General features: G+C 36.5%; 16 protein-coding genes. 3 read left to right on the forward strand and 13 right to left on the reverse strand.

Annotated features, from left to right (window positions below; all coding sequences use genetic code 11):
• Positions 1-29: 29 nt before the first annotated feature.
• Positions 30-1490 carry an alpha-amylase gene (locus tag M2373_RS09690; RefSeq protein ID WP_259110104.1) on the forward strand — a complete coding sequence of 487 codons (1461 nt, stop codon included), beginning with the start codon at positions 30-32 and terminating at the stop codon, positions 1488-1490.
• A 165-nt stretch (positions 1491-1655) separates the two neighbouring features.
• Here M2373_RS09690 and M2373_RS09695 read toward each other — a convergent pair whose 3' ends face one another.
• Together M2373_RS09695 and M2373_RS09700 are read right to left on the reverse strand one after the other, a co-directional pair.
• A complete protein-coding gene (locus tag M2373_RS09695) occupies positions 1656-2984 on the reverse strand; it encodes a carboxylesterase family protein (protein WP_259110107.1) in 1329 nt (442 codons plus the stop codon).
• A 279-nt stretch (positions 2985-3263) separates the two neighbouring features.
• A complete protein-coding gene (locus M2373_RS09700) occupies positions 3264-4169 on the reverse strand; it encodes an AraC family transcriptional regulator (protein ID WP_259110109.1) in 906 nt (301 codons plus the stop codon).
• A 259-nt stretch (positions 4170-4428) separates the two neighbouring features.
• Here M2373_RS09700 and M2373_RS09705 point away from each other — a divergent pair, with 259 nt between their 5' ends.
• Complete coding sequence (locus M2373_RS09705) at positions 4429-5484, forward strand: NAD(P)-dependent alcohol dehydrogenase (RefSeq protein ID WP_259110112.1); 1056 nt, start codon at positions 4429-4431, stop codon at positions 5482-5484.
• A 107-nt stretch (positions 5485-5591) separates the two neighbouring features.
• Here the strand turns inward: M2373_RS09705 and M2373_RS09710 are convergent, their stop codons facing one another.
• Positions 5592-5960, reverse strand: a complete 369-nt coding sequence (locus M2373_RS09710; protein ID WP_259110114.1) for a helix-turn-helix domain-containing protein — start codon at positions 5958-5960, stop codon at positions 5592-5594.
• A gap of 100 nt (positions 5961-6060) precedes the next feature.
• On the opposite strand from M2373_RS09710, the gene M2373_RS09715 reads away from it, so the two are divergent.
• The gene (locus M2373_RS09715; RefSeq protein ID WP_259110116.1) at positions 6061-6945 is read left to right on the forward strand and encodes an SDR family oxidoreductase; all 885 of its coding nucleotides are present in this window, start codon (positions 6061-6063) and stop codon (positions 6943-6945) included.
• Between the two features lie 123 nt (positions 6946-7068).
• Here M2373_RS09715 and M2373_RS09720 read toward each other — a convergent pair whose 3' ends face one another.
• The 10 genes from M2373_RS09720 to rpoB form a co-directional block, all read right to left on the reverse strand.
• Entirely contained in the window at positions 7069-8346 is a 1278-nt protein-coding gene (locus M2373_RS09720; protein ID WP_259110119.1) for an ectonucleotide pyrophosphatase/phosphodiesterase, read from the reverse strand.
• 151 nt (positions 8347-8497) lie between these two features.
• Positions 8498-9247, reverse strand: a complete 750-nt coding sequence (locus M2373_RS09725; protein WP_259110122.1) for a T9SS type A sorting domain-containing protein — start codon at positions 9245-9247, stop codon at positions 8498-8500.
• A gap of 3 nt (positions 9248-9250) precedes the next feature.
• Positions 9251-9778, reverse strand: a complete 528-nt coding sequence (locus M2373_RS09730; protein WP_259110125.1) for an ankyrin repeat domain-containing protein — start codon at positions 9776-9778, stop codon at positions 9251-9253.
• Positions 9775-10320: a YceI family protein gene (locus tag M2373_RS09735; RefSeq protein WP_259110130.1), complete on the reverse strand. Its 546-nt coding sequence runs from the start codon at positions 10318-10320 to the stop codon at positions 9775-9777. The genes M2373_RS09730 and M2373_RS09735 overlap by 4 nt, the downstream gene beginning before the upstream one ends.
• 12 nt (positions 10321-10332) lie before the next feature.
• Positions 10333-10674 carry a hypothetical protein gene (locus tag M2373_RS09740; protein WP_259110134.1) on the reverse strand — a complete coding sequence of 114 codons (342 nt, stop codon included), beginning with the start codon at positions 10672-10674 and terminating at the stop codon, positions 10333-10335.
• Between the two features lies 1 nt (position 10675).
• Positions 10676-11518 (reverse strand): DUF5777 family beta-barrel protein, encoded by an 843-nt coding sequence (locus tag M2373_RS09745; protein WP_259110137.1) that lies wholly within the window; start codon positions 11516-11518, stop codon positions 10676-10678.
• A 132-nt stretch (positions 11519-11650) separates the two neighbouring features.
• Positions 11651-12295, reverse strand: coding sequence for a Crp/Fnr family transcriptional regulator (locus tag M2373_RS09750; RefSeq protein WP_259110139.1), 645 nt, complete (start codon positions 12293-12295; stop codon positions 11651-11653).
• Positions 12296-12466: 171 nt separating this feature from the next.
• A complete protein-coding gene (locus M2373_RS09755) occupies positions 12467-12772 on the reverse strand; it encodes a DUF3467 domain-containing protein (protein WP_027375539.1) in 306 nt (101 codons plus the stop codon).
• An 84-nt stretch (positions 12773-12856) separates the two neighbouring features.
• Positions 12857-17122 carry a DNA-directed RNA polymerase subunit beta' gene (gene rpoC, locus M2373_RS09760; RefSeq protein WP_259110142.1) on the reverse strand — a complete coding sequence of 1422 codons (4266 nt, stop codon included), beginning with the start codon at positions 17120-17122 and terminating at the stop codon, positions 12857-12859.
• A gap of 82 nt (positions 17123-17204) precedes the next feature.
• A complete protein-coding gene (rpoB, locus tag M2373_RS09765) occupies positions 17205-21026 on the reverse strand; it encodes a DNA-directed RNA polymerase subunit beta (RefSeq protein WP_259110145.1) in 3822 nt (1273 codons plus the stop codon).
• Positions 21027-21517: the final 491 nt, after the last annotated feature.

The following is a 21517-nucleotide window of genomic DNA, read 5'->3' on the forward strand; positions in this document are numbered from 1 at the left end:
ACCAAATTCAAAAATTTATGAACCAAACGATGATTCAATTTTTCCACTGGTATTCGGAAGGAGATGGAAAATTATGGAAAGAAGCCGAAAAACAGGCAGAATATTTATCAGAGCTCGGAATCACATCCGTTTGGTTTCCACCAGCATACAAAGGGACAAATGGAGGCTTTTCTATTGGATATGATGCTTATGATCTGTTTGATTTAGGCGAGTTCGATCAAAAAGGGACTACTCCGACAAAATACGGGACCAAGGACGATTATACCAAAGCCATTAAAGCTTTAAAAGAAAAGAATATCCAGATTATTGTTGATATTGTTTTAGGACATAAAGCCGGTGGCGATGAACTGGAAAAATTCAAAGCGGTAAAAGTTGATGAAAATAACCGGGAGAAAGTAATCTCCGATATTATTGAAATAGAATCTTATACTAAATTTACTTTTCCTGGAAGAGGCAAAAAATATTCTGATTTTGAATGGAATTTCACCTGTTTCAGCGGTGTTGATTATGCCGAAGGAATGGATTCCCATATTTTCAAAATCCAGTCTGAATATGGAGATGACTGGGAAGAAATGATTGATGATGAGAAAGGAAATTATGATTATCTGATGTATAACGACATTGAGCACCGCAATCCTCATGTTCGCGAAGAACTTAATAACTGGGCTAAATGGTATTTTGACCAAACAGATTTTGATGGGGTAAGACTCGATGCTTTAAAACATATCTCTTTCGATTTTTATAAAGAATGGCTTACCTTGCTCCGCTCCAATTCAGGGAAAAATATTTTTGCGGTGGGCGAATATTGGGCTCCCGGATATTTGAATCTTCTTCAAAAATATATTGATGTTACGGAAGGCTGTATGAGTCTGTTTGACAGTTCCCTGCAAAATAATTTCCATACCGCCTCTAAGGAAGGAGGATCCTATGACTTAAGACGAATTCTTGAAGAAACGCTGACCCAGGCAGATCCTTTACATTCGGTAAGTTTGGTAGATAATCATGATACTCAGCCTTTACAGGATCTTGAAGCTCCGGTAGAAGAATGGTTTAAGCCTATTGCTTATGCCCTTATTCTGCTGAGAAAAGATGGTTATCCCTGCGTTTTCTATCCCGATCTGTATGGTGCTCATTATATTGATAAAGACAGAGAAGGCAATGATCAGGAGATTTTTTTGAATAAAATAGACGGAATTGAAGAGCTCCTGAAAGCGAGAAAAGATTATGCCTACGGTGAACAAAAAGATTATTTTGAAGACGCCAACTGTCTTGGATGGGTGCGCGAAGGAGATGAAGAACATTCTGGCTGTGCCGTGGTTCTTAGCAATAAAGATGCTTACGAAAAACCTATGGAAATGGGTGAAAAATATATCGGAAAAATCTTTTACGACCTATTAAAAAGATCAGAGGATAAAGTAACTATAGATGAGAAAGGCTGGGGAAATTTCCCTGTTCCTGCCGGAAATGTGAGCGTTTGGATTGCTGAGTAATTTTTGGACTGGAAGACGAAAGTTGGAAGCAGGAAGTTAGATATACACTTATAACAATGTTTGTCTCTCTGTAGGAATCTAAGTAAAGGTTTTATAATTTAATCTGTAATACTACGTCTGGATTCCTACAGGATGATCAACTTCGAGAAGCATTTTTTATGTCAGTTAAATTTTTCGGAGTTCAAGAATCTCTGGTCTTTCCGAATGGTCTGAGATTTTTCCGGTACGGGCAAATTCTGCCCAAAGAGAGCGCATTTTCTTTCCGTTTTCCTGAATATGATTCCATGGGATATCTTTTAACAATCCTGAGTTTTTCCATGCAGATTCGTTTTCGAAAATCAAAGGAAGATCGACGCAATGGGAAGCTCCTATATAATTGTTTTTTAGTTTGGAATGAATTTTAAACTGATAAATATTCCCTCCACCTTCTTTATAGTTTTGAGCAAAAATATCGGTTGGCTTTTCATAAATAGATTCTGTTGTTTTCCGAACGATTTTATTAAGAATTTTTTCGTGAAAATAGGTATACAGTCCTTCTTCTGCAGTTTTTACATAGAAAGCTGTTTCGTCATTATTAAGCCCAATTAATACATCATATTTTTTTGCATTTTCTTTCCATTTTGGGAGGCTTTCCTCTTCTTTGCATAAAGGCGGATATCCATATTGTGTACAAAAAGGCATAGAAGTTTTTAATCCATATTTCATAAATGACGGTAAAAATTCCGCATAGCTTTCGGTCATTTTCAATGCATCAACCTCATCTTTTAATAATTCTGTTTTTTGGAAAAAATCAAGAGACATTTTGCTTCTTTTAAGGCGAAATCCTAGCGGTGCGCTGTGAATAATAGCTCTTTGAAATAAGTTATCCACCCCCTCAGAAATCATTAAATGCGCAATCGCATCGCCCCCGGAAGACTGCCCGAAAAGAGTAATATTTTCAGCATCCCCACCAAAATTAACAATATTTCTTTTTATCCATTTCAGGGATTCTATAATATCAAATAAACCGAGATTGGCAGGTCTGCTTTCATCACCTCCGAGAAATCCGAAAAGTCCGAGACGATAGGAAATGGAGACCACGATAATATTTTGTTCTTTCACCCAAAGTGTAGGATCGGAAGTCGGGAGATCACCACAGCCAATTTCGTACGAACCACCGTGAATCCAAACTACAACGGGTAATTTTTCATTTTCATTAAATTTTTCAGGTCGCGTAATCGTTAAATATTGAGGAGATTCATCAGGCTGGAAGTTTTCGACGTCCGTTTTCCCAATTAATCTTTCCAAAAGCGGACTGATATGTTGTGGACAAACTGGTGTTTTATCTAAAATTTCATATGATTCTAAAGATTCCAGAGGGATTGGCATTTTATATCTTTCCGAACGGGCATAGCGAATACTTTTAGCTTTAATGACTCCATTTTCTCTTAAAGCTAAAATTTTACCGAATGGCGTGTAAAATGTATGAGTTCCTATATTTTGCTGTGTTGTCATCCCAAAACAAAATTTATTTTTTCATATTAAATTTATGAATTTTTTCGTTTCATTTAAACACAATTATTTTATATTTTTTCAAGTACGAAAATCTCAAAGACCAACCCCTTAATCATTTAGGTTTATTATTAAACTGCAAAGTAAGAAAACATAAGTTCTCTACAAATCTATTTTCAGAGTTTCCCATCCCTGCAAAGATCTAAGCATAATATGGAAGGATTCATGCCTGGATTCTTTAAGAATGACAAACTGCCCGAATATTTTTTTTAATATTAAAAATTAATTCAAAGCTTTATACTCACTCGGAGATACGCCTACTTTACTTTTGAACAATCTCGTAAAATGCTGTGGATATTTAAATCCTAAATCATAAGAAATTTCACTGATCGATTTTTTTGCAGGATCGAAAATCTGATCTTTTGCGACATCAATCAGTTTATTGTGAATAAATTCCTGAGCGGAAACGCCCAATTCTTTTTTAATGATATCTCCAAAATAATTCGCCGAAAGGTTAAGCTGTTCAGCAAAATAATTGACCATCGGAAAGCCTATATTTTTAGGTTTGTCAGACTTTAAATAATCATTCAGTAAATTTTCAAATTTTCCGATAACCCCTTGGTTAATATGATCTCTTGTAATAAACTGACGGTCATAAAAACGCATACAATAATTTAGGAACAATTCAATATTGTTGACAATTAACGATTTACTGTGCTTGTCAATCGCTTGCCCGAGCTCATGCTTGATATTCTTAAAACATTCCAGAATAATTTCCCTTTCTTTTTCTGAAAGATGCAGCGCCTCATGAACATCGTAAGAAAAGAAATTATAGTCTTTGATATTTTTGCCCAAATTAGTCCCTTTCAATAAATCCGGATGAAAAATTAAAGCAAAACCTGCGGGTTGTATAAATTTATCTTTATTGTAAATTCCATAGGTCTGTCCGGGCGCAATAAAAACCAACGTCCCTTCCTGATAATCGTAGCTGTTTTTTCCGTAGATCATGTCTCCGCACATCACATCTTTCAAAAAGACGGTATAAAAACCAAACGTTCTTAAATGCTGGCAAATAGGATCTGATTTAGAAAAATCAATCACGCTTACCAGCGGATGCAGGGTTTCATGATTCGCCATTTTATTGTATTCCGAGACACTATTATAAATTTCAACCACCTGATTTTCCATGACGTACATTTTTATTTCTATTCAAAATTACCACTTTCTAAATTGACATTTTAAGGTGTCGGTAAAATTGGTAAATCTTTCCGTAATTTATATAAGTTGAGTTTATCCAAAAGTTTCGACTTTTGTACCCGTGATAGAAATTTTTCATCCGATGAAATCAATTTTAATCGTAAATTCAAAACAACTTGATTTCAAAAAAATTCTTTATCACAAATATATTTCAGACTAAAATTAATTAACACTTAAATTAAAAAAGCAAATGGGCACACTCACAGTAAAAGCTTACGGCGCAGAATCTAAAACAGCAGATTTAGCGGAAATTAATATCGAAAGAAGAGAAGTAACAACGAAAGATGTAGAAATTGAAATTCTATATTGCGGAGTTTGCCACTCGGATCTTCACACAGCGAGAAATGACTGGGGCGGATCTTTGTACCCTGTTGTTCCAGGACACGAAATCGTAGGAAGAATCACGAATGTTGGAAGCGAGGTTTCTAAATTTAAAGTTGGAGATTTAGCAGCAGTTGGCTGTATGGTAGATTCTTGCGGACATTGTGATAGCTGTAAACATGATTTGGAACAATATTGCGAAAACGGATTTACAGGAACTTATAACGGAAAAGACAAACATTTGGGAGGTCATACTTTTGGAGGCTATTCTCAAAAAGTTGTTGTAGACGAAGGATTTGTTCTAAGCGTTCCTGAAAATCTAGATTTGGCAGCAGTTGCCCCCCTTCTTTGTGCAGGAATCACAACTTGGTCACCTTTGAGACACTGGAATGTTGGCCCGAACTCTCAAGTTGCCGTAGTTGGTTTAGGAGGTTTGGGACACATGGCCATCAAATTAGCAAAAGGTTTGGGAGCTGAAGTGACTTTATTTTCAAGAACTCCGGGAAAAACGGAAGATGCGAAGAAATTAGGTGCCGATCACGTGATAATTTCTACTGAACAGGAGCAAATGGATGCTGTGAAAGCGAAATTCGACGTCATTATCGACACTGTTCCTTATGAGCACGACATCAATCCTTATATGCAGACTGTTGCATTGAACGGAACTTTGGTTTTGGTAGGTTTTGTAGGGGAATTCGAAAATGAATTTCCAAGCACAAGACCAATGATTTTCCAACGTCGTTCTGTTGCAGGATCGTTGATCGGAGGTATCGCCGAAACTCAGGAAATGCTAGATTTCTGCGGAAAAAATAATATTGTTTCTGATATTGAATTAATTAAAATTCAGGACATCAACAATGCATATGAAAGAATGCTGAAAAGCGATGTGAAATATCGTTTTGTAATTGATATGAAATCTTTGTAATTCTTCGTATATTTTTAACTAAGACTCTCATTTTTGGGAGTCTTTTTTATTTATTAGGATTTAGGTTTAGGAAAAATAAATTGTCATATTGGTCTATTTTTAAATTGTTACATTAATTCATATTTGCCTTCCATATCTTTAAACGCCCATTCTGCCATTGAATGAATGACCGGGATTAAACCTTTTCCGGCCTCACTTAGCTCATAGGTTACGTGAGGTGGAACAACCGGTTTTGCGGTTCTTATCACCAATCCGTCATTTTCCAGTTGTTTTAAATGCTGAATCAACATCTTTTCTGTTACGGCTGGGATAGCACGTTTCAATTCGCTATATCTTTTATCACCGTTTGAAAGATGATATAAGATAATAGGTTTCCAAAAGCCTCCTATCTTTTCCATCACATACGTTACGGGACAAGAATCGAGCGCATATTTTTTATTTTGCTGGATTGTTGAACTTTCTTTAATTGCTGCCATAATACATACTTTAGGGTAAGTACTTGTATAAAAGTAAGTACAAATATACCTTTGTATCAGGAAATAAAAAATATTTATCAACAAAAAAATAAAAATTATTATGAAAATTATCATCACAGGATCATTAGGAAATGTAGCAAAACCTCTTGCAGAACAATTAATTGCAGAAGGACATGATATCACCGTTATCAGCAGTAATGAATCTAAAAAAAATGAAATTGAAAGTTTAGGCGCAAAAGCAGCAATTGGTTCAATTACAGATCAAAATTTCTTAATTGAAACTTTTAAAGGGAATGACGCCGCATTTTTGATGACTCCACCCAATATGGGATTTGAAAATATTGTCGAAAACACCATTAATGCAGGAAAAAACTATGCTGAAGCTGTTAAACAGACCGGTTTAAAAAAAGTAGTTATGTTAAGCAGTATTGGTGTAGAATCTCCAGTTGAAAACGGTCCAATTAAAGGGCTTCATTTCATTGAAAAATTCTACCATGAATTGGAAAATACATCTGTTACTTTCTTGAGAGCCGGATATTTCTATATTAATTTCTTCAACGATATTCCATTAGTTAAAAACGCAGGAATTATTGGCAGCAATTTCCCTGAAAATGCAGAAATTCCATTGGTTCATCCGAAAGATATTGCGAAAGCCGCAGCTGGAGAGTTAACAAAAATTTCTGAAGGTAAAACGGTAAAATATATCGTGAGTGATGTTCGTTCCGGAAGTGATTTTGCTAAAGTTTTTGGAAATGCTATCGGAAAAACTGAACTTCCATGGGTTGAATTTAAAGATGAAGATTCTTTAAACGGAATGTTACAGGCTGGTCTCCCACAGGAAATTGCAGAATTGTACACGGAAATGGGTCTAGGAATCAGAACAGGTGTCGTACAGAAGGATTTTATTGAGCATGGTTCTGTAGTTAATGGAGAGATTAAGCTGGAAGAGTTTGCAAAGGAATTTGCAGAAAAATTTAATGCTTAATTCTCTTTGTTGAATTTAAAATAAGTTTCGGCGAGCCTTTGGCTCGCCGAAACTTATTTTAAATTCATTTTTTTGATAGGGTTTTCCCTATCCTGTTTTAAGTCGTCCCTTCGGGGCTTCCATTTATTTTTTCAATGTTTCTTTTAAGACTTTTAATTTCCCATCAATTGGTTGGTCTATTTTTAAACCTAAAATTTCTGTAACTAAAGGATAAACATTGATATTTTCAAATTCATCAATAACAAGGTTATTTTTAAATTCTGGCCCCCAGGCAAGGAAAGTAGCTTTCATTTCAGGAACAAGCCTTGGATTATACCCATGTTTTCCTACTGATGTTTTCTTTCCTTTTTCCAAAAATATTTTCGGAGCCTTTGGAATTAATAAAATCTGTCCGATCCTATTATATTTATCGTCCTTAGTTCCAAAGTGAAGATATTTCGGAAGTTTCTTATCCAAATAAACTTCATAGTCATCCGTTTTCTTAGCTTTCAATTCCTTATAGACACTTTTAACCTCATTCTGATTTTTAACATACACTCTCAACAGCGTCTGAGAATTATAATAGTCGAATCTATTTTTATCAAATAAAATAGCAGGAATTTCCAATGGAGCTCCACCATCCACTTTTATCATTCCGTGATCGGAAACAAAAACAAAGTTTACATTTTTTAATCCTAAATCATTTACTTTCTGTACCAGTTCACCAATTGCTTTATCGATTAAATGAACGGCATCTTCTGTTTCTTTTGTATCGGGACCGAAATGATGTCCGCTTCCGTCAACTTCAGGAAAGTATAATGAAATAAAATGAGGTCTCTGATCCATTGGCAGTTTAAGCCAGTTTACGACTTTATCAACTTTCTCTGAAGGTGAAAATTTCTCATGATAAGGATAATAGTAGGTTGGTCTTTTTCCACCAGCGTCACTTGCAGAACCCACCCACATTAAAGAAGCCGAAACCATTCCCTGGCTTTCTGCCAGTCCCCACAATGAAGTTCCGCCATACCAGCTTCCGTCTTCAGCATTTTTCCGGTTGCTCATTGCATAGTTTTCTTTTCTTTTATAATCGTAGAAAAAATTATCGATCAAACCGTGATGAGAAGGATATAGCCCTGTGATTAAGGTCCAGTGATTCGGAAAAGTGATACTCGGATAACTTGGAATCATCGCTTTTGCCTGAACCCCCTGATTTGAATACTTTAAAAGATTTTCGGCATTGTATTTTCTGGCGTAATCATATCTGAAACCATCCGTAGAAATCATGATCACATAAGGTTTAGTCTGAGCTTCAGCAGTATTATGTCTATTGGGAATAATTATCTGGGTCGTATCAACCGCTTCTTTTTGAGCAAAAACTGTCAATGAGAAAACTAACAGTAACAATTGTAATCCTCGCTTCATTATAAAATTTTTCGCAAAGTTACTTCCAGTATTTCTGATTGAAAAGTTTCCTGAGTTAAAAAAACATTAAAAGCATTTTTTAGAATTATTGTAAATAAAAATCCCTGAAAAGCAAAACTTCTCAGGGACAAAAAATAGTACCTTCCTAAACTTATTCTTTAATTAATTTCTCATAAGAAACAGATCCGTCTTTCAATAAAATTTCAAAATAATAGCTTCCCGATCTTAATTCGTTTACAGGAATACTTTCTCCGTCAAGTTTTACAGATTTTACTTTTCTGCCTGTTGATTCATAAATATCTACAGATTTTATTTTATCAGCATTTTTGAAACTTACTGTCTCTTTTGCAGGATTTGGATACAAAATAACTTTCTTCGCATTCGCAGCCACCTCATCTGTTCCTAAAGTAGCTGTCATATTCAATGTGGCATAACCTCTGTTGGCAGGCGTATGATTACTGATTGTCAGCGTATTATTCCCTTTTGCAAAGAAAATCCCGAAAGGTCCTGCTGCATTTGGTATTGGAGTATCTCCGGCACCGCCCGCCAGACTTCGTGTTGCCACTACTGTTCTTGTTCCTGAAGCTGTTGTGTTTGAGGTTACATTCCAGTCCTGAGCACCATCCGCTGAAGGCGTCACCCCAATTCCGTTGAATGTATAATCTCTGTTTGCTGTTGAATTATAGATAAATCCGTCTGCTCCGCCAGCCATTCCGCTGCTTCCGAATCCTATTCCTAAGAATGAATTATCTGCTCCTGTTACCGTTAAGGTAGCCAAAGTTGATGTAGTCTCCAACTTTACGGTCATTCCAGTCGTTCCGAGATTCACTACTCCCGAAGAAAACTGCGCCAATGCAAAATTGGCGATAACTAAACTTAATGTGAGTAAAACTTTTTTCATATTTTAATTTTTTAAGAGGTCAATAATTTCTTTATTGTTTGTTTGTAAGGCATATTCAAATGGGGTCATTCCCATTGAATCCTTTTTAGATTTATCAGCTTTATGCCTGATTAATAGTTCTGCTAATTCTTTGTTTCCAAATTTTACTGCCCAGAATAAAGGAGTAGATCCTGTGGCGTCTGCAATATTAGGATCTGCATTTTTATTGAGTAAATGCTGCACCAGATCTTTATTATATTTCACAGAAAGTCCGGCCAATGCTGTTCCTTCCGGACTTTTGTAATTGACGTCTTTTACATGATCAATGAGAAAATCAGCTACTTCAGTATTCCCACGATAGCATGCCAGAATAAGTGGCGAAAATCCTCCGTCATTATTTTTGTTGATGACATCCGGATCTTTTTTTATAAGCTCCTTAAGCTCTGTTAATGTTCCGCTTCGTGCAATATCGAAAACTGATTTTGCTTTTTCCTGAGCCGAAACAAATGTAAAACTCAAAAAAATACCGATTAATGAAATTAAATTTTTCATTGTTTTACCAGAATATAGTTGTATTCTACATTTACTGACTCAGCGACTTTTTTCATCACCATTTTCGGTATTGTCACTTTATAATCTGCTGCTTTTGCTACAAAACTTCCCTGCATATAGATTTTACCGTCTTTTGAATAAATAACAGCATTAGAAGTCACCGGATTTTCTACTCCATGAAAATTTAATTTTCCCTGAACAGTATATTTCTGAGGTGTTGCCGTAAGCTTTGATTTATCAAAATTTAAAATTTTTCCTGTGAAAGTAGTCTTCGGATATTTTGCTGTTTCTGCATAACTTTCGTTGAAGTGCTCTTCCATTAACTTGGTTTTAAAATGGAAATTTTTCACCATTGAAATAGATGCCAGATCTCCTGTATCTACATTCACAACGATCACATTGTTGTCATCCTTAGCCAATACATCTTCAAATAAAGGTACCGAGGCTTCAAAAGTAATTTTACCCGTCTTAGAGCTATATTTTTGAGCAAAAGCTAAGTTGGTCAATAGCAATGAAGCAGTTATTAATACTAATTTTTTCATATCCAGTTTTTTTTAATTTTCGACAAGCCCATCGGCTTTCCATTTAATAAAAATATTGATCTGAGATTGCGATAAAGATCCTCCCTGCGGCATTTTTCCCGGAACACCATTCGCTCTTTGTATCCTGTCCAGAATACCGTCTATATTCGTTTTTACATCGTTATAGGTCGTCAAAGGCTTAAAGCTCCCTGCAGAATGACATCCTATACAATTATTGTCTACTATGTTTTTCACATCTTTAGTATAGGTTACGGTTTCAGTAATTGGTGTATTATCTGAAATTTCTTCATAGGTTCTACTTTCACAAGCAATAAGCATGGCTGCTGCTGATACGATAAATAATAACTTCTTCATATTAGAAAACTCTGTAAAGGTTAAACCCAAAGAAAATCTGTCCTTTTTCCCACTTTCCCGAAGCATTCGTTAAATAACCGATGTCGGAATTAATCTGAGAATTAGTGAATAACAGCTGAAATACATGCCCTCCCGTTTCTATATCCATTCCTAAAGACAAAGGATTTTTATAAAAGCTATGGTTATCGAAATTCACAAAATATTCAGCGTTAATAGAAATCCTTTTCGAGATTTTATAACGTCCGCCTAATCCTGTTAAAAATTGATTTTTGTCTTCAATGGTTGGTTCGTAAAGATTTTTATGAACGTACGAAGGTGTTAACTGTAGCGAAAACTTATCGCTAAATCTTCTTGAAATCAACGCCTGAGTCAGATAAGAAAGCCTGTCACCAAACTTCAGATAAGGATAGTTATCTTTATCCAGATCTGTATTCAGAGCCATCACATTATAGCCCACAATATCTACCGGAAAGTTTTCATTTTGTCTTACCAGCCTGTATTTGGCTCCTCCTTCAAAGGTTTTCATATTGGTTTCCCGTGAAAGGCTTAATGAAAGCCAGTCTTTAACGCCGTAAATAACCCCTAACTTTGTAGAAGCATCATCAAGGCCGAAGAAGTCTTTAAAGCCTTTGCTTACATCTCCAAAACGGTGTGCCACGACAATATACCATTCATTTTTTGCTGATAATTTCGTGGATTGCCCGGTAACGATCTGTAATGCTTTAAAAGCCGGTGGCTGTATGTTTTCAGTTGTTTGTAAAGTGTCAATATCCTTCAGCAGATCTTCCTGAGAATAGGCAAGACCTGAAGCTAACATTGACAAAAATAAGAGAGTTTTTGTCATATAAATTATTTATTAAAATATTTCTATGACAAACTTATAGACTTATGAATTCAAAAGTGTGTGATAAAAGTCACCGACTAAATTGTTTTTATCAATAACTTTTATTAAAGCTATTAAACTTTTTTATTAGATTCATCTAACACTCTCTTTTACAAGAGTTCCGATCCCACTTTTATTCTGAAAAATCTGACCTTCATTTTCAATTTTTTTCAGCACACGGCTTACCACTTCTCTCGAAGTTCCCAAATTATTGGCAATTTCTTTATGAGTAAGCTTAACGGGATTGTTGCCTGTAATCGAAATCTGTTGTTTAATATAATTTAAGACGCGGATATCCAACTTGTGGAATACCGCATCATTGACCATATTCATGACATCCGAAAATCTTCTGTGATATTCGCTGTAGAATACTCTGTTGATCTCCGGATATTTGATCAGCCATTCATGAATTACCGAAACCGGAATAAGCAGAACCTCGGAATCTTCTTCACACACAGCATATACTCTGCTTGTATAGTCTGTAAAAATCGAAGAAAAAGTCATCAGACAGCTGTCGTTTGGTCTTACATAATAGTAGATCAATTCTCTGCCGTCATTTAATGAAAAAACTTTAATAGAGCCACTGATCAGGAAAGGGACAAATTTATTTTTTTGTCCTTCTCTGATGATTTCAGTCTTTGCTTTTATATTCGTAAGGATCGCGTGTTTTTGAATTTCATCTGAAAAATCGCTACCCAGAAATCCGAATTTATTAAGAATAAATTGATTACTTATCATATCTGTTACCATATCCAATAAGCAAATATATAAAATTGAGCAATTGATCTGATATTTTTTTAATCTATTAAAGATATTTAATAATTATTGATATAAATATATATTCAATAAGCTTGGGGAATAAAAAAATGCCCCAAAAATTGGGGCATCTGATTTATTTAAAGAAAAATCTTACGCTTGTACGTTGTTTCCTCCTAATACGAAAGGCTCAACTTCTTTGATTTCTCCAAATTGCTGCTCATAGTTAGCAATATTTTGTTGAAGAGCAGAAAGTACTCTCTTAGCGTGAAGTGGAGCAAGAATAACTCTTGATCTTACTTTAGCTTGTTGTACACCTGGCATTAACTGGATGAAATCTACTACGAATTCAGATGGAGAGTGGTTTACTAAAGCTAAGTTAGCATAGATACCAGCAGCTACCATTTCGTTCAATTCGATGTTGATGTTTCCGTCTTGCGGATTTTGATTATTGTCCATTGTATAAATTATTTTTTTATTTGAAATTTTGAGGTTGTGAAAATATAAAAATAATTTCAAACCTCAAATTTCAAATCATTAATTTTAGTTAAGATCTTCGAATTCTTTTTTAGAACCTACGATCACATTCTGATATTCTTTAAGACCTGTACCTGCAGGGATTCTGTGTCCTACAATTACATTTTCTTTAAGACCATTCAGTTCATCTACTTTACCAGCAACTGCCGCTTCGTTAAGAACTTTAGTTGTTTCCTGGAATGATGCTGCAGACATGAATGACTTAGTCTGAAGAGCTGCTCTTGTAATACCTTGAAGTACAGGCGTTGCTGTAGCCGGTAAAGCTTCTCTTACTTCTACTAAAGCCTGATCTTCACGCTTAAGCTTAGAGTTTTCGTCTCTTAATTCTCTTGCAGTAATCATCTGACCTGGTTTGAATTCTTTAGAATCACCAGCTTCAGTAACTACTTTAAGTCCGAATACTCTGTTGTTTTCTTCTAAGAAATCAAATTTGTGTTCCAATGCTCCTTCAAGGAATTGAGTATCACCTCCATCAACGATAGATACTTTCGTCATCATCTGTCTTACGATAATTTCGAAGTGCTTATCATCAATTTTCACCCCTTGCAGACGGTAAACTTCCTGGATCTCATTTACAAGATATTCCTGAACTGCAGTTGGACCTTTAATTCTTAAGATATCGTCTGGAGTAATTGAACCGTCAGAAAGTGGCGAACCAGCTCTTACGAAGTCATTCTCCTGAACTAAGATCTGGTTTGATAATTTAACCAAGTAAATTTTTCTTTCTCCAGTTTTTGCTTCAACGATCAATTCACGGTTACCTCTCTTAATTTTTCCGTAAGAAACTACCCCGTCGATTTCAGTAACAACCGCTGGGTTTGAAGGATTTCTTGCTTCGAATAGTTCGGTAACTCTCGGAAGACCTCCGGTGATATCCCCTGCTTTTGCAGATTTTCTTGGGATCTTGATTAGGACTTTACCAGCCTTAATTTTTTCACCATCGTTTACCATTAAGTGGGCTCCTACCGGTAAGTTGTATGCTTTCTGCTCAACACCTTTAGAATCTACCACCTTCAGAGTAGGTACGGCTTTCTTATTTCTGGATTCAGAGATTACTTTCTCTTCAAATCCTGTCTGTTCGTCAATTTCTAACTGGAATGAAATACCCTGGATGATATCCTCATATTCTACCTTACCAGCAGTTTCTGCAATGATAACCGCGTTATACGGATCCCATTTACAGATAATATCACCTTTTTTCACTTTATCACCTGGTTTAACAGCTAATATAGATCCGTAAGGTACGTTAGCTACCATTAATGGAGTTCTAGACTCATTATCAGCAACCAATCTGAATTCTGTTGAACGAGAAACTACTACTTCAGCAGTATTACCGTTTTCATCTTCAGAAGTAATTGTTCTTACTTCATCCATTTCAACGATACCGTCTCTTCTTGCAACGATTGAAGGATTTTCAGAAACGTTACCTGCAGTACCCCCTTGGTGGAAAGTTCTCAACGTAAGCTGAGTACCAGGTTCCCCAATTGATTGTGCTGCAATTACCCCTACTGCTTCACCCATGTGGATTACTTTACCAGTAGCAAGGTTTCTACCGTAACATTTCGCACAGATCCCTTTCTTAGTTTCACAAGTAAGTGGCGAACGAACTTCTACTGCTTCTAATCCAGCTTGTTCAATTCTCTTAGCTAATGCTTCGTTAATTACCTGATCTGCTTCAGCGATTAATTCATCACTTTCAGGATCATAAATATTATGTAAAGAAACTCTACCTAAGATTCTTTCGGAGATTCTTTCAACGATCTCATCATTTTTCTTAAGTGCAGTAACTTCTGTACCTCTTAAAGTTCCACAGTCTGCTTCTGTAACGATAACATCCTGTGCAACATCTACCAATCTTCTCGTTAAGTAACCAGCATCGGCTGTCTTAAGAGCGGTATCCGCAAGACCCTTACGAGCACCGTGGGTAGAGATAAAGTACTCTAGAATCGAAAGACCTTCCTTAAAGTTGGCAAGAATCGGGTTTTCAATGATCTCCGCACCGGTAGAACCAGCTTTCTGCGGTTTCGCCATCAAACCTCTCATCCCTGATAACTGACGGATCTGTTCCTTAGAACCCCTCGCTCCAGAGTCAAGCATCATATATACAGAGTTGAACCCACCTTGGTCAGTTTTCATTCTGCTCATGATCATTTCAGTTAATCCAGCGTTGGTGTTTGTCCAAACGTCGATTACCTGGTTATAACGTTCTGTATCGGTAATTAGACCCATGTTATAGTTAGCTCTAATTTCGTCTACAGTTTCAATAGAAGTAGCAATCATCTGCTTTTTCTCAACAGGAACTACAATATCCCCTAATGAGAATGAAAGACCTCCTTTGAATGCATTTGAATACCCTAAGTCTTTCATTGCATCCAAGAACTTCACAGTGGTAGGGAAATCTGTATCAGCAAGGATCTTACCAATAACGTTTCTTAATGATTTCTTAGTAAGAAGCTCATTAATATACCCTGACTGCTTAGGTACGATCTGGTTGAATAAAATTCTACCCACAGAAGTTTCGATCAATCGTGTAACGATTTCTCCGTCTTCTTTAACCGGAAGTCTACATCTTACTTTAGCATTTAAAGATACTCTGCCTTCAGCATAAGCGATTTCCGCTTCTTCAGGAGAATAGAATGCAAGACCTTCACCTTTTACTTTCATTGTCTCAGTAGAGCTTAATTCTTTGGTCATGAAATAAAGACCAAGAACCATGTCCTGAGATGGTACCGTAATTGGAGAACCGTTTGCAGGGTTCAAGATATTTTGAGAACCTAACATCAATAACTGAGCTTCAAGGATCGCTTCTGGTCCTAACGGTAAGTGTACCGCCATCTGGTCGCCATCGAAATCGGCGTTGAAGGCTGTTGTTACTAATGGGTGCAGCTGGATTGCCTTACCTTCGATCATCTTAGGTTGGAAAGCCTGAATACCCAGTCTGTGAAGCGTAGGTGCTCTGTTCAGTAGAACAGGGTGACCTTTCATCACGTTTTCTAGGATATCATATACTACCGGTTCTTTTCTGTCAATAATTCTCTTTGCAGATTTTACTGTTTTTACAATCCCTCTTTCAATTAGTTTTCTAATGATAAATGGTTTGTAAAGTTCCGCAGCCATATCTTTAGGAATACCACATTCGTGAAGCTGTAAGTTTGGACCTACAACAATTACCGAACGCGCCGAGTAATCTACCCTTTTCCCTAGTAAGTTCTGACGGAAACGACCTTGCTTACCTTTCAATGAATCAGAAAGTGATTTTAATGGTCTGTTTGATTCAGATTTTACAGCTGAAGATTTTCTTGTATTATCGAATAATGAATCTACTGATTCCTGAAGCATACGCTTCTCGTTTCTCAAGATTACTTCAGGAGCTTTGATCTCCAATAATCTCTTCAAACGGTTGTTTCTGATAATAACTCTTCTGTAAAGGTCATTCAAATCGGAAGTAGCGAAACGTCCACCATCCAACGGAACCAATGGTCTTAGTTCTGGTGGAATAACTGGAAGCACACGCATAATCATCCACTCCGGTCTGTTGATCATTCTAGTATTAGCACCTCTCAATGCTTCTACAACGTTCAATCTTTTCAGAGCTTCAGTTCTTCTTTGCTTAGAACCTTCGTTGTGAGCTTTGTGTCTCAAATCGAAAGACAATGCATCAAGATCGATTCTTTTCAATAGATCTTCAACAGCTTCAGCACCCATTCTGGCGATGAATTTGTTTGGATCAGAATCATCAAGATATTGGTTTTCTACAGGAAGAGTTTCCATGATATCAAGGTACTCTTCTTCTGTAAGGAATTCCATATTGTCAAAATCAGAACCGTCTAATTTTTTAGCAATACCCTGTTGAATCACTACATATCTTTCGTAGTAGATGATCATATCTAATTTCTTAGAAGGAATTCCTAAAAGGTAACCGATTTTGTTTGGTAAAGAACGGAAATACCAGATGTGAGCGATAGGAACTACCAAATTGATATGTCCGATTCTCTCTCTTCTTACTTTCTTCTCCGTAACTTCTACTCCACAACGGTCACAAACGATCCCTTTGTAACGAATTCTCTTGTATTTACCACAAGCACATTCGTAATCCTTTACAGGACCAAAGATTTTTTCACAGAACAAACCGTCTCTTTCAGGCTTATGCGTTCTGTAGTTAATAGTTTCCGGCTTAAGAACCTCCCCTCTTGAGTCTTGTAAAATAGACTCCGGTGAAGCTAAACCGATGGTTATTTTATTAAATCTACTTGATTTATTTTTATTTGACATTTGTTAGATTTTAGATTTTGGATTATAAACTTTGGGTTATAAATTCTGAACTGATTCAAAACTCACATATCAAAATTTAAAATTATTCCTCAAGTCTTACATCAAGTCCAAGACCTTGTAACTCGTGAAGTAATACATTGAATGATTCCGGAATACCTGGTTCAGGCATAGATTCACCTTTTGCAATAGCTTCATAAGTTTTTGCTCTACCAATCACGTCATCCGACTTCACAGTAAGGATCTCTCTCAGGATATTGGATGCTCCGAATGCTTCAAGAGCCCAAACCTCCATCTCTCCGAATCTCTGACCCCCGAACTGAGCTTTACCTCCTAACGGCTGCTGAGTAATCAATGAGTAAGGTCCGATAGAACGTGCGTGCATTTTGTCATCTACCATGTGTCCTAATTTCAACATATAGATAATACCTACTGTCGCAGCCTGTGTAAATCTTTCTCCGGTACCACCATCATAAAGGTGAGTGTGACCGAATTTAGGAAGACCTGCTTTCTCGGTGTACTCAGTGATCTGATCAAGAGTAGCTCCATCGAAGATTGGCGTAGCGAACTTCATTCCTAATTTCTGACCAGCCCATCCAAGAACTGTTTCATAAATCTGTCCGATGTTCATACGAGAAGGTACCCCTAGTGGATTCAATACGATATCTACCGGTGTTCCGTCTTCAAGGAATGGCATATCTTCTTCACGAACGATTCTCGAAACGATACCTTTGTTACCGTGACGTCCTGCCATTTTATCCCCTACATTTAGTTTACGTTTCTTAGCAATATAAACTTTAGCAAGCTTCATAATACCTGCAGGAAGCTCATCTCCGATAGAAATTGCGAATTTCTCACGGTTTTTAACCCCTTGGATATCGTTGAATTTGATTTTGTAGTTGTGAATTAACTGTTTGATTAATTCATTTTTATCGTTATCAACCGTCCAGTCTGAACCGCTAACGTTTACATAATCTTCAACTGAAGTCAATAATTTATGAGTGAATTTCACACCTTTACCGATGATTTCCTCATCAAGGTCATTGGTAACTCCCTGAGAAGTTTTACCGCTTACCAGTGTATTTAATTTTTCAATTAACGTATTTCTCAACTCATCAAACTTAGCCTTGTAAGTGTTTTCAATCTCTTCAAGTTTAAGTTTTTCTTCAGTTCTTTTCTTTTTATCTTTAATGTTTCTTGAGAACAATTTTTTGTTGATTACAACACCTCTCAATGAAGAGTCTGCTTTCAATGAAGCATCCTTCACATCACCGGCTTTGTCACCAAAGATTGCTCTAAGAAGTTTTTCTTCAGGAGTCGGGTCAGATTCACCTTTTGGAGTGATCTTACCGATCATAATATCTCCAGGCTTCACTTCAGCACCAATTCTGATCATACCGTTTTCGTCAAGATCTTTAGTCGCTTCTTCAGAAACGTTTGGAATATCTGCTGTCAATTCTTCCATACCTAATTTGGTATCACGAACTTCAAGAGAATACTCGTCCACGTGGATTGAAGTAAACCAGTCTTCACGAACAACTTTTTCGTTGATTACGATTGCATCCTCAAAGTTGTATCCTTTCCAAGGCATGAACGCAACCACTAAGTTTCTACCAAGAGCCAATTCTCCTTTTTCAGTAGCATATCCATCGCAAAGTACCTGTCCTTTTTCCACTACATCACCTACTCTTACGTTTGGTCTTAGGGTAATCGTTGTACTCTGGTTGGTTTTTCTAAACTTAGTCAGGTTATATGTTTTAGTAGCAGACTCGAATTGTACTAAATCTTCGTCTTCACTTCTTTCATATTTAATAGTGATCTTATCAGCATCTACATACTCTACAGTACCTGTACCTTCAGCATTGATCAAAATTCTTGAATCTTTCGCAACTTGTTGTTCCAGACCTGTACCTACGATTGGAGCTTGTGGCTTCAATAAAGGAACTGCCTGACGCATCATGTTGGATCCCATCAACGCACGGTTCGCATCATCATGCTCCAAGAATGGAATTAATGAAGCCGAAATACCAGAAATTTGGTTTGGTGCAACGTCGATAAGGTTTACCTGAGATGGCTCAACTACCGGATAGTCACCATCCAATCTTGCAATAATTCTGTCTGTTAAGAATTCACCGTTATCGTTCAATTCAACGTTTGCCTGAGCAATTACTTTGTCTTCTTCGTCTTCAGCATTCAGATAAATAGGATCAGCTACAAGATCAATCTTGCTGTCTTCTACTTTTCTATATGGAGTTTCAATGAAACCTAGTCTGTTGATTTTAGCATAAATACCTAAAGATGAAATCAAACCGATGTTTGGTCCTTCCGGAGTTTCAATCGGACAAATTCTTCCGTAGTGAGTATGGTGAACGTCACGAACCTCGAAACCTGCTCTTTCTCTTGATAGACCTCCAGGCCCTAGTGCAGAAAGTCTACGCTTGTGCGTGATTTCTGAAAGCGGGTTGGTCTGGTCCATAAACTGAGATAGCTGGTTGGTACCGAAGAACGAGTTAATTACTGATGTTAACGTCTTTGCATTTACTAGATCTAAAGGAGTAAAGATTTCGTTATCTCTAACGTTCATTCTTTCCTTAATAGTTCTTGCAATTCTTGAAAGACCTACACCGAACTGTCCTGCTAACTGCTCACCAACAGTTTTAATTCTTCTGTTTGATAAGTGGTCGATATCATCAACTTCAGCTTTAGAGTTAACCAATTCGATCAAGTGTCTTACAATCGCAATGATATCTTCTTTTGTAAGAACCTCAGTTGTAGTCGGGATGTTTAGACCTAACTTTTTGTTTAGTCTGTAACGTCCAACTTCTCCTAATGAATATCTTTGCTCAGAGAAGAATAATTTTTCAATAATTCCTCTTGCAGTTTCCTCATCTGGCGGATCTGCATTTCTTAACTGACGATAAATATACTCTACCGCTTCTTTTTCAGAGTTAGTAGGGTCTTTTTGTAATGTGTTCTGAATGATAGAGAACTCATTGCTGTTTTCTTTGTGAATCAAGATAGATTTCACACCAGCATCCAAGATAAGATCCAAATGTTCTTTTTCAAGAATCGTCTCTCTATCCAAGATGATTTCGTTTCTTTCGATAGAAACTACTTCACCTGTATCTTCGTCTACGAAATCTTCGAACCAAGTGTTTAATACTCTCGCAGCCAATGTTCTTCCTTCTACTTTTTTAAGGGCAGCTTTAGAAACTTTCACTTCTTCAGCAAGGTCAAAGATCTGAAGGATATCCTTATCAGATTCAAAACCGATAGCTCTCAATAAAGTTGTTAATGGTAACTTTTTCTTACGGTCGATATACGCGTACATTACGCTGTTGATATCTGTTGTAAATTCCATCCAAGATCCTTTGAAAGGGATAATTCTTGAATAATAAAGTTTAGTTCCGTTTGCGTGGTAAGTCTGTCCGAAGAATACACCAGGTGAACGGTGAAGCTGCGTAACAATAACTCTCTCAGCACCATTGATGATGAAAGATCCACTAGGTGTCATGTAAGGAACCGGACCTAAATACACATCCTGAACTACAGTCTGGAAATCTTCGTGCTCAGGGTCTGTACAATACAATTTAAGTCTTGCTTTAAGAGGAACTGAATACGTCAATCCTCTTTCCACACACTCATCAATTGAATAACGTGGAGAATCTACCAAATAATCTAAGAATTCCAATACGAACTGGTTTCTTGAATCGGTAATCGGGAAATTTTCTTGGAACGTCTTATAAAGACCTTCACTTCTTCTGTCTTCAGGAAGAGTATCAAGCTGAAAAAACTCACTGAAAGACTCGATTTGGATATCCAAGAAGTCAGGAGTGATAATTTTTCCTTTCGCTGAAGAGAAGTTAATTCTCTGATTTCCCCTAGTTGTTGCTGTTGTTTTACTCATAAAACTTTTAAGAAAGGGTTAAAAAATATTTTGATTTATTACAAAAATATCAGAAAAAAGAACGAGGTCAGAATAGAAGATAAAGACTTTATAATGTTGGCGCTATTAGAAACAGTCTTTATTTTTTTCTCTTGATTCTCAGAATCTTAATCCTAACTGCAACGCTGGTATATCTTTTCACAGCGTAATGCAAAATATTTTTATTACTTTTGAGGCAGAGTCGCCGCAATATCTATAAATACGAAAGCCCTTTCATTTTAATGAAAGAGTTGATATTCAATATTTTATAGATTTACAAACAATTATTCGCGCCAAAAGAGAATGCAAATTTACAAAAATTTTTCCACAATTACAATTTTCTTATAAAAAAGAAGAACGTAAAATGCATTTATGCTTTAACTTACAGAATTCTGTGCGAACAAAAAAATAGATCCGTCTAATATTTCTTTATCCATCAACAAAAAAAGCCTGAGTAAAAACTCAGGCTTCAT

Source organism: Chryseobacterium sp. JUb7, from assembly GCF_024806495.1.
Lineage (GTDB): Bacteria > Bacteroidota > Bacteroidia > Flavobacteriales > Weeksellaceae > Chryseobacterium.

Coding starts and splice junctions, on each gene's coding strand:
- M2373_RS09720 (WP_259110119.1), bottom strand. CDS start 8,346: ATGAAGCGAGGATTACAATTGTTACTGTTAGTTTTCTCATTGACAGTT.
- M2373_RS09710 (WP_259110114.1), bottom strand. CDS start 5,960: ATGGCAGCAATTAAAGAAAGTTCAACAATCCAGCAAAATAAAAAATAT.
- M2373_RS09700 (WP_259110109.1), bottom strand. CDS start 4,169: ATGGAAAATCAGGTGGTTGAAATTTATAATAGTGTCTCGGAATACAAT.
- M2373_RS09750 (WP_259110139.1), bottom strand. CDS start 12,295: ATGATAAGTAATCAATTTATTCTTAATAAATTCGGATTTCTGGGTAGC.
- M2373_RS09695 (WP_259110107.1), bottom strand. CDS start 2,984: ATGACAACACAGCAAAATATAGGAACTCATACATTTTACACGCCATTC.
- M2373_RS09755 (WP_027375539.1), bottom strand. CDS start 12,772: ATGGACAATAATCAAAATCCGCAAGACGGAAACATCAACATCGAATTG.
- M2373_RS09735 (WP_259110130.1), bottom strand. CDS start 10,320: ATGAAAAAATTAGTATTAATAACTGCTTCATTGCTATTGACCAACTTA.
- M2373_RS09690 (WP_259110104.1), top strand. CDS start 30: ATGATTCAATTTTTCCACTGGTATTCGGAAGGAGATGGAAAATTATGG.
- M2373_RS09705 (WP_259110112.1), top strand. CDS start 4,429: ATGGGCACACTCACAGTAAAAGCTTACGGCGCAGAATCTAAAACAGCA.
- M2373_RS09715 (WP_259110116.1), top strand. CDS start 6,061: ATGAAAATTATCATCACAGGATCATTAGGAAATGTAGCAAAACCTCTT.
- M2373_RS09745 (WP_259110137.1), bottom strand. CDS start 11,518: ATGACAAAAACTCTCTTATTTTTGTCAATGTTAGCTTCAGGTCTTGCC.
- M2373_RS09740 (WP_259110134.1), bottom strand. CDS start 10,674: ATGAAGAAGTTATTATTTATCGTATCAGCAGCAGCCATGCTTATTGCT.
- M2373_RS09725 (WP_259110122.1), bottom strand. CDS start 9,247: ATGAAAAAAGTTTTACTCACATTAAGTTTAGTTATCGCCAATTTTGCA.
- M2373_RS09730 (WP_259110125.1), bottom strand. CDS start 9,778: ATGAAAAATTTAATTTCATTAATCGGTATTTTTTTGAGTTTTACATTT.
- rpoB (WP_259110145.1), bottom strand. CDS start 21,026: ATGAGTAAAACAACAGCAACAACTAGGGGAAATCAGAGAATTAACTTC.
- rpoC (WP_259110142.1), bottom strand. CDS start 17,122: ATGTCAAATAAAAATAAATCAAGTAGATTTAATAAAATAACCATCGGT.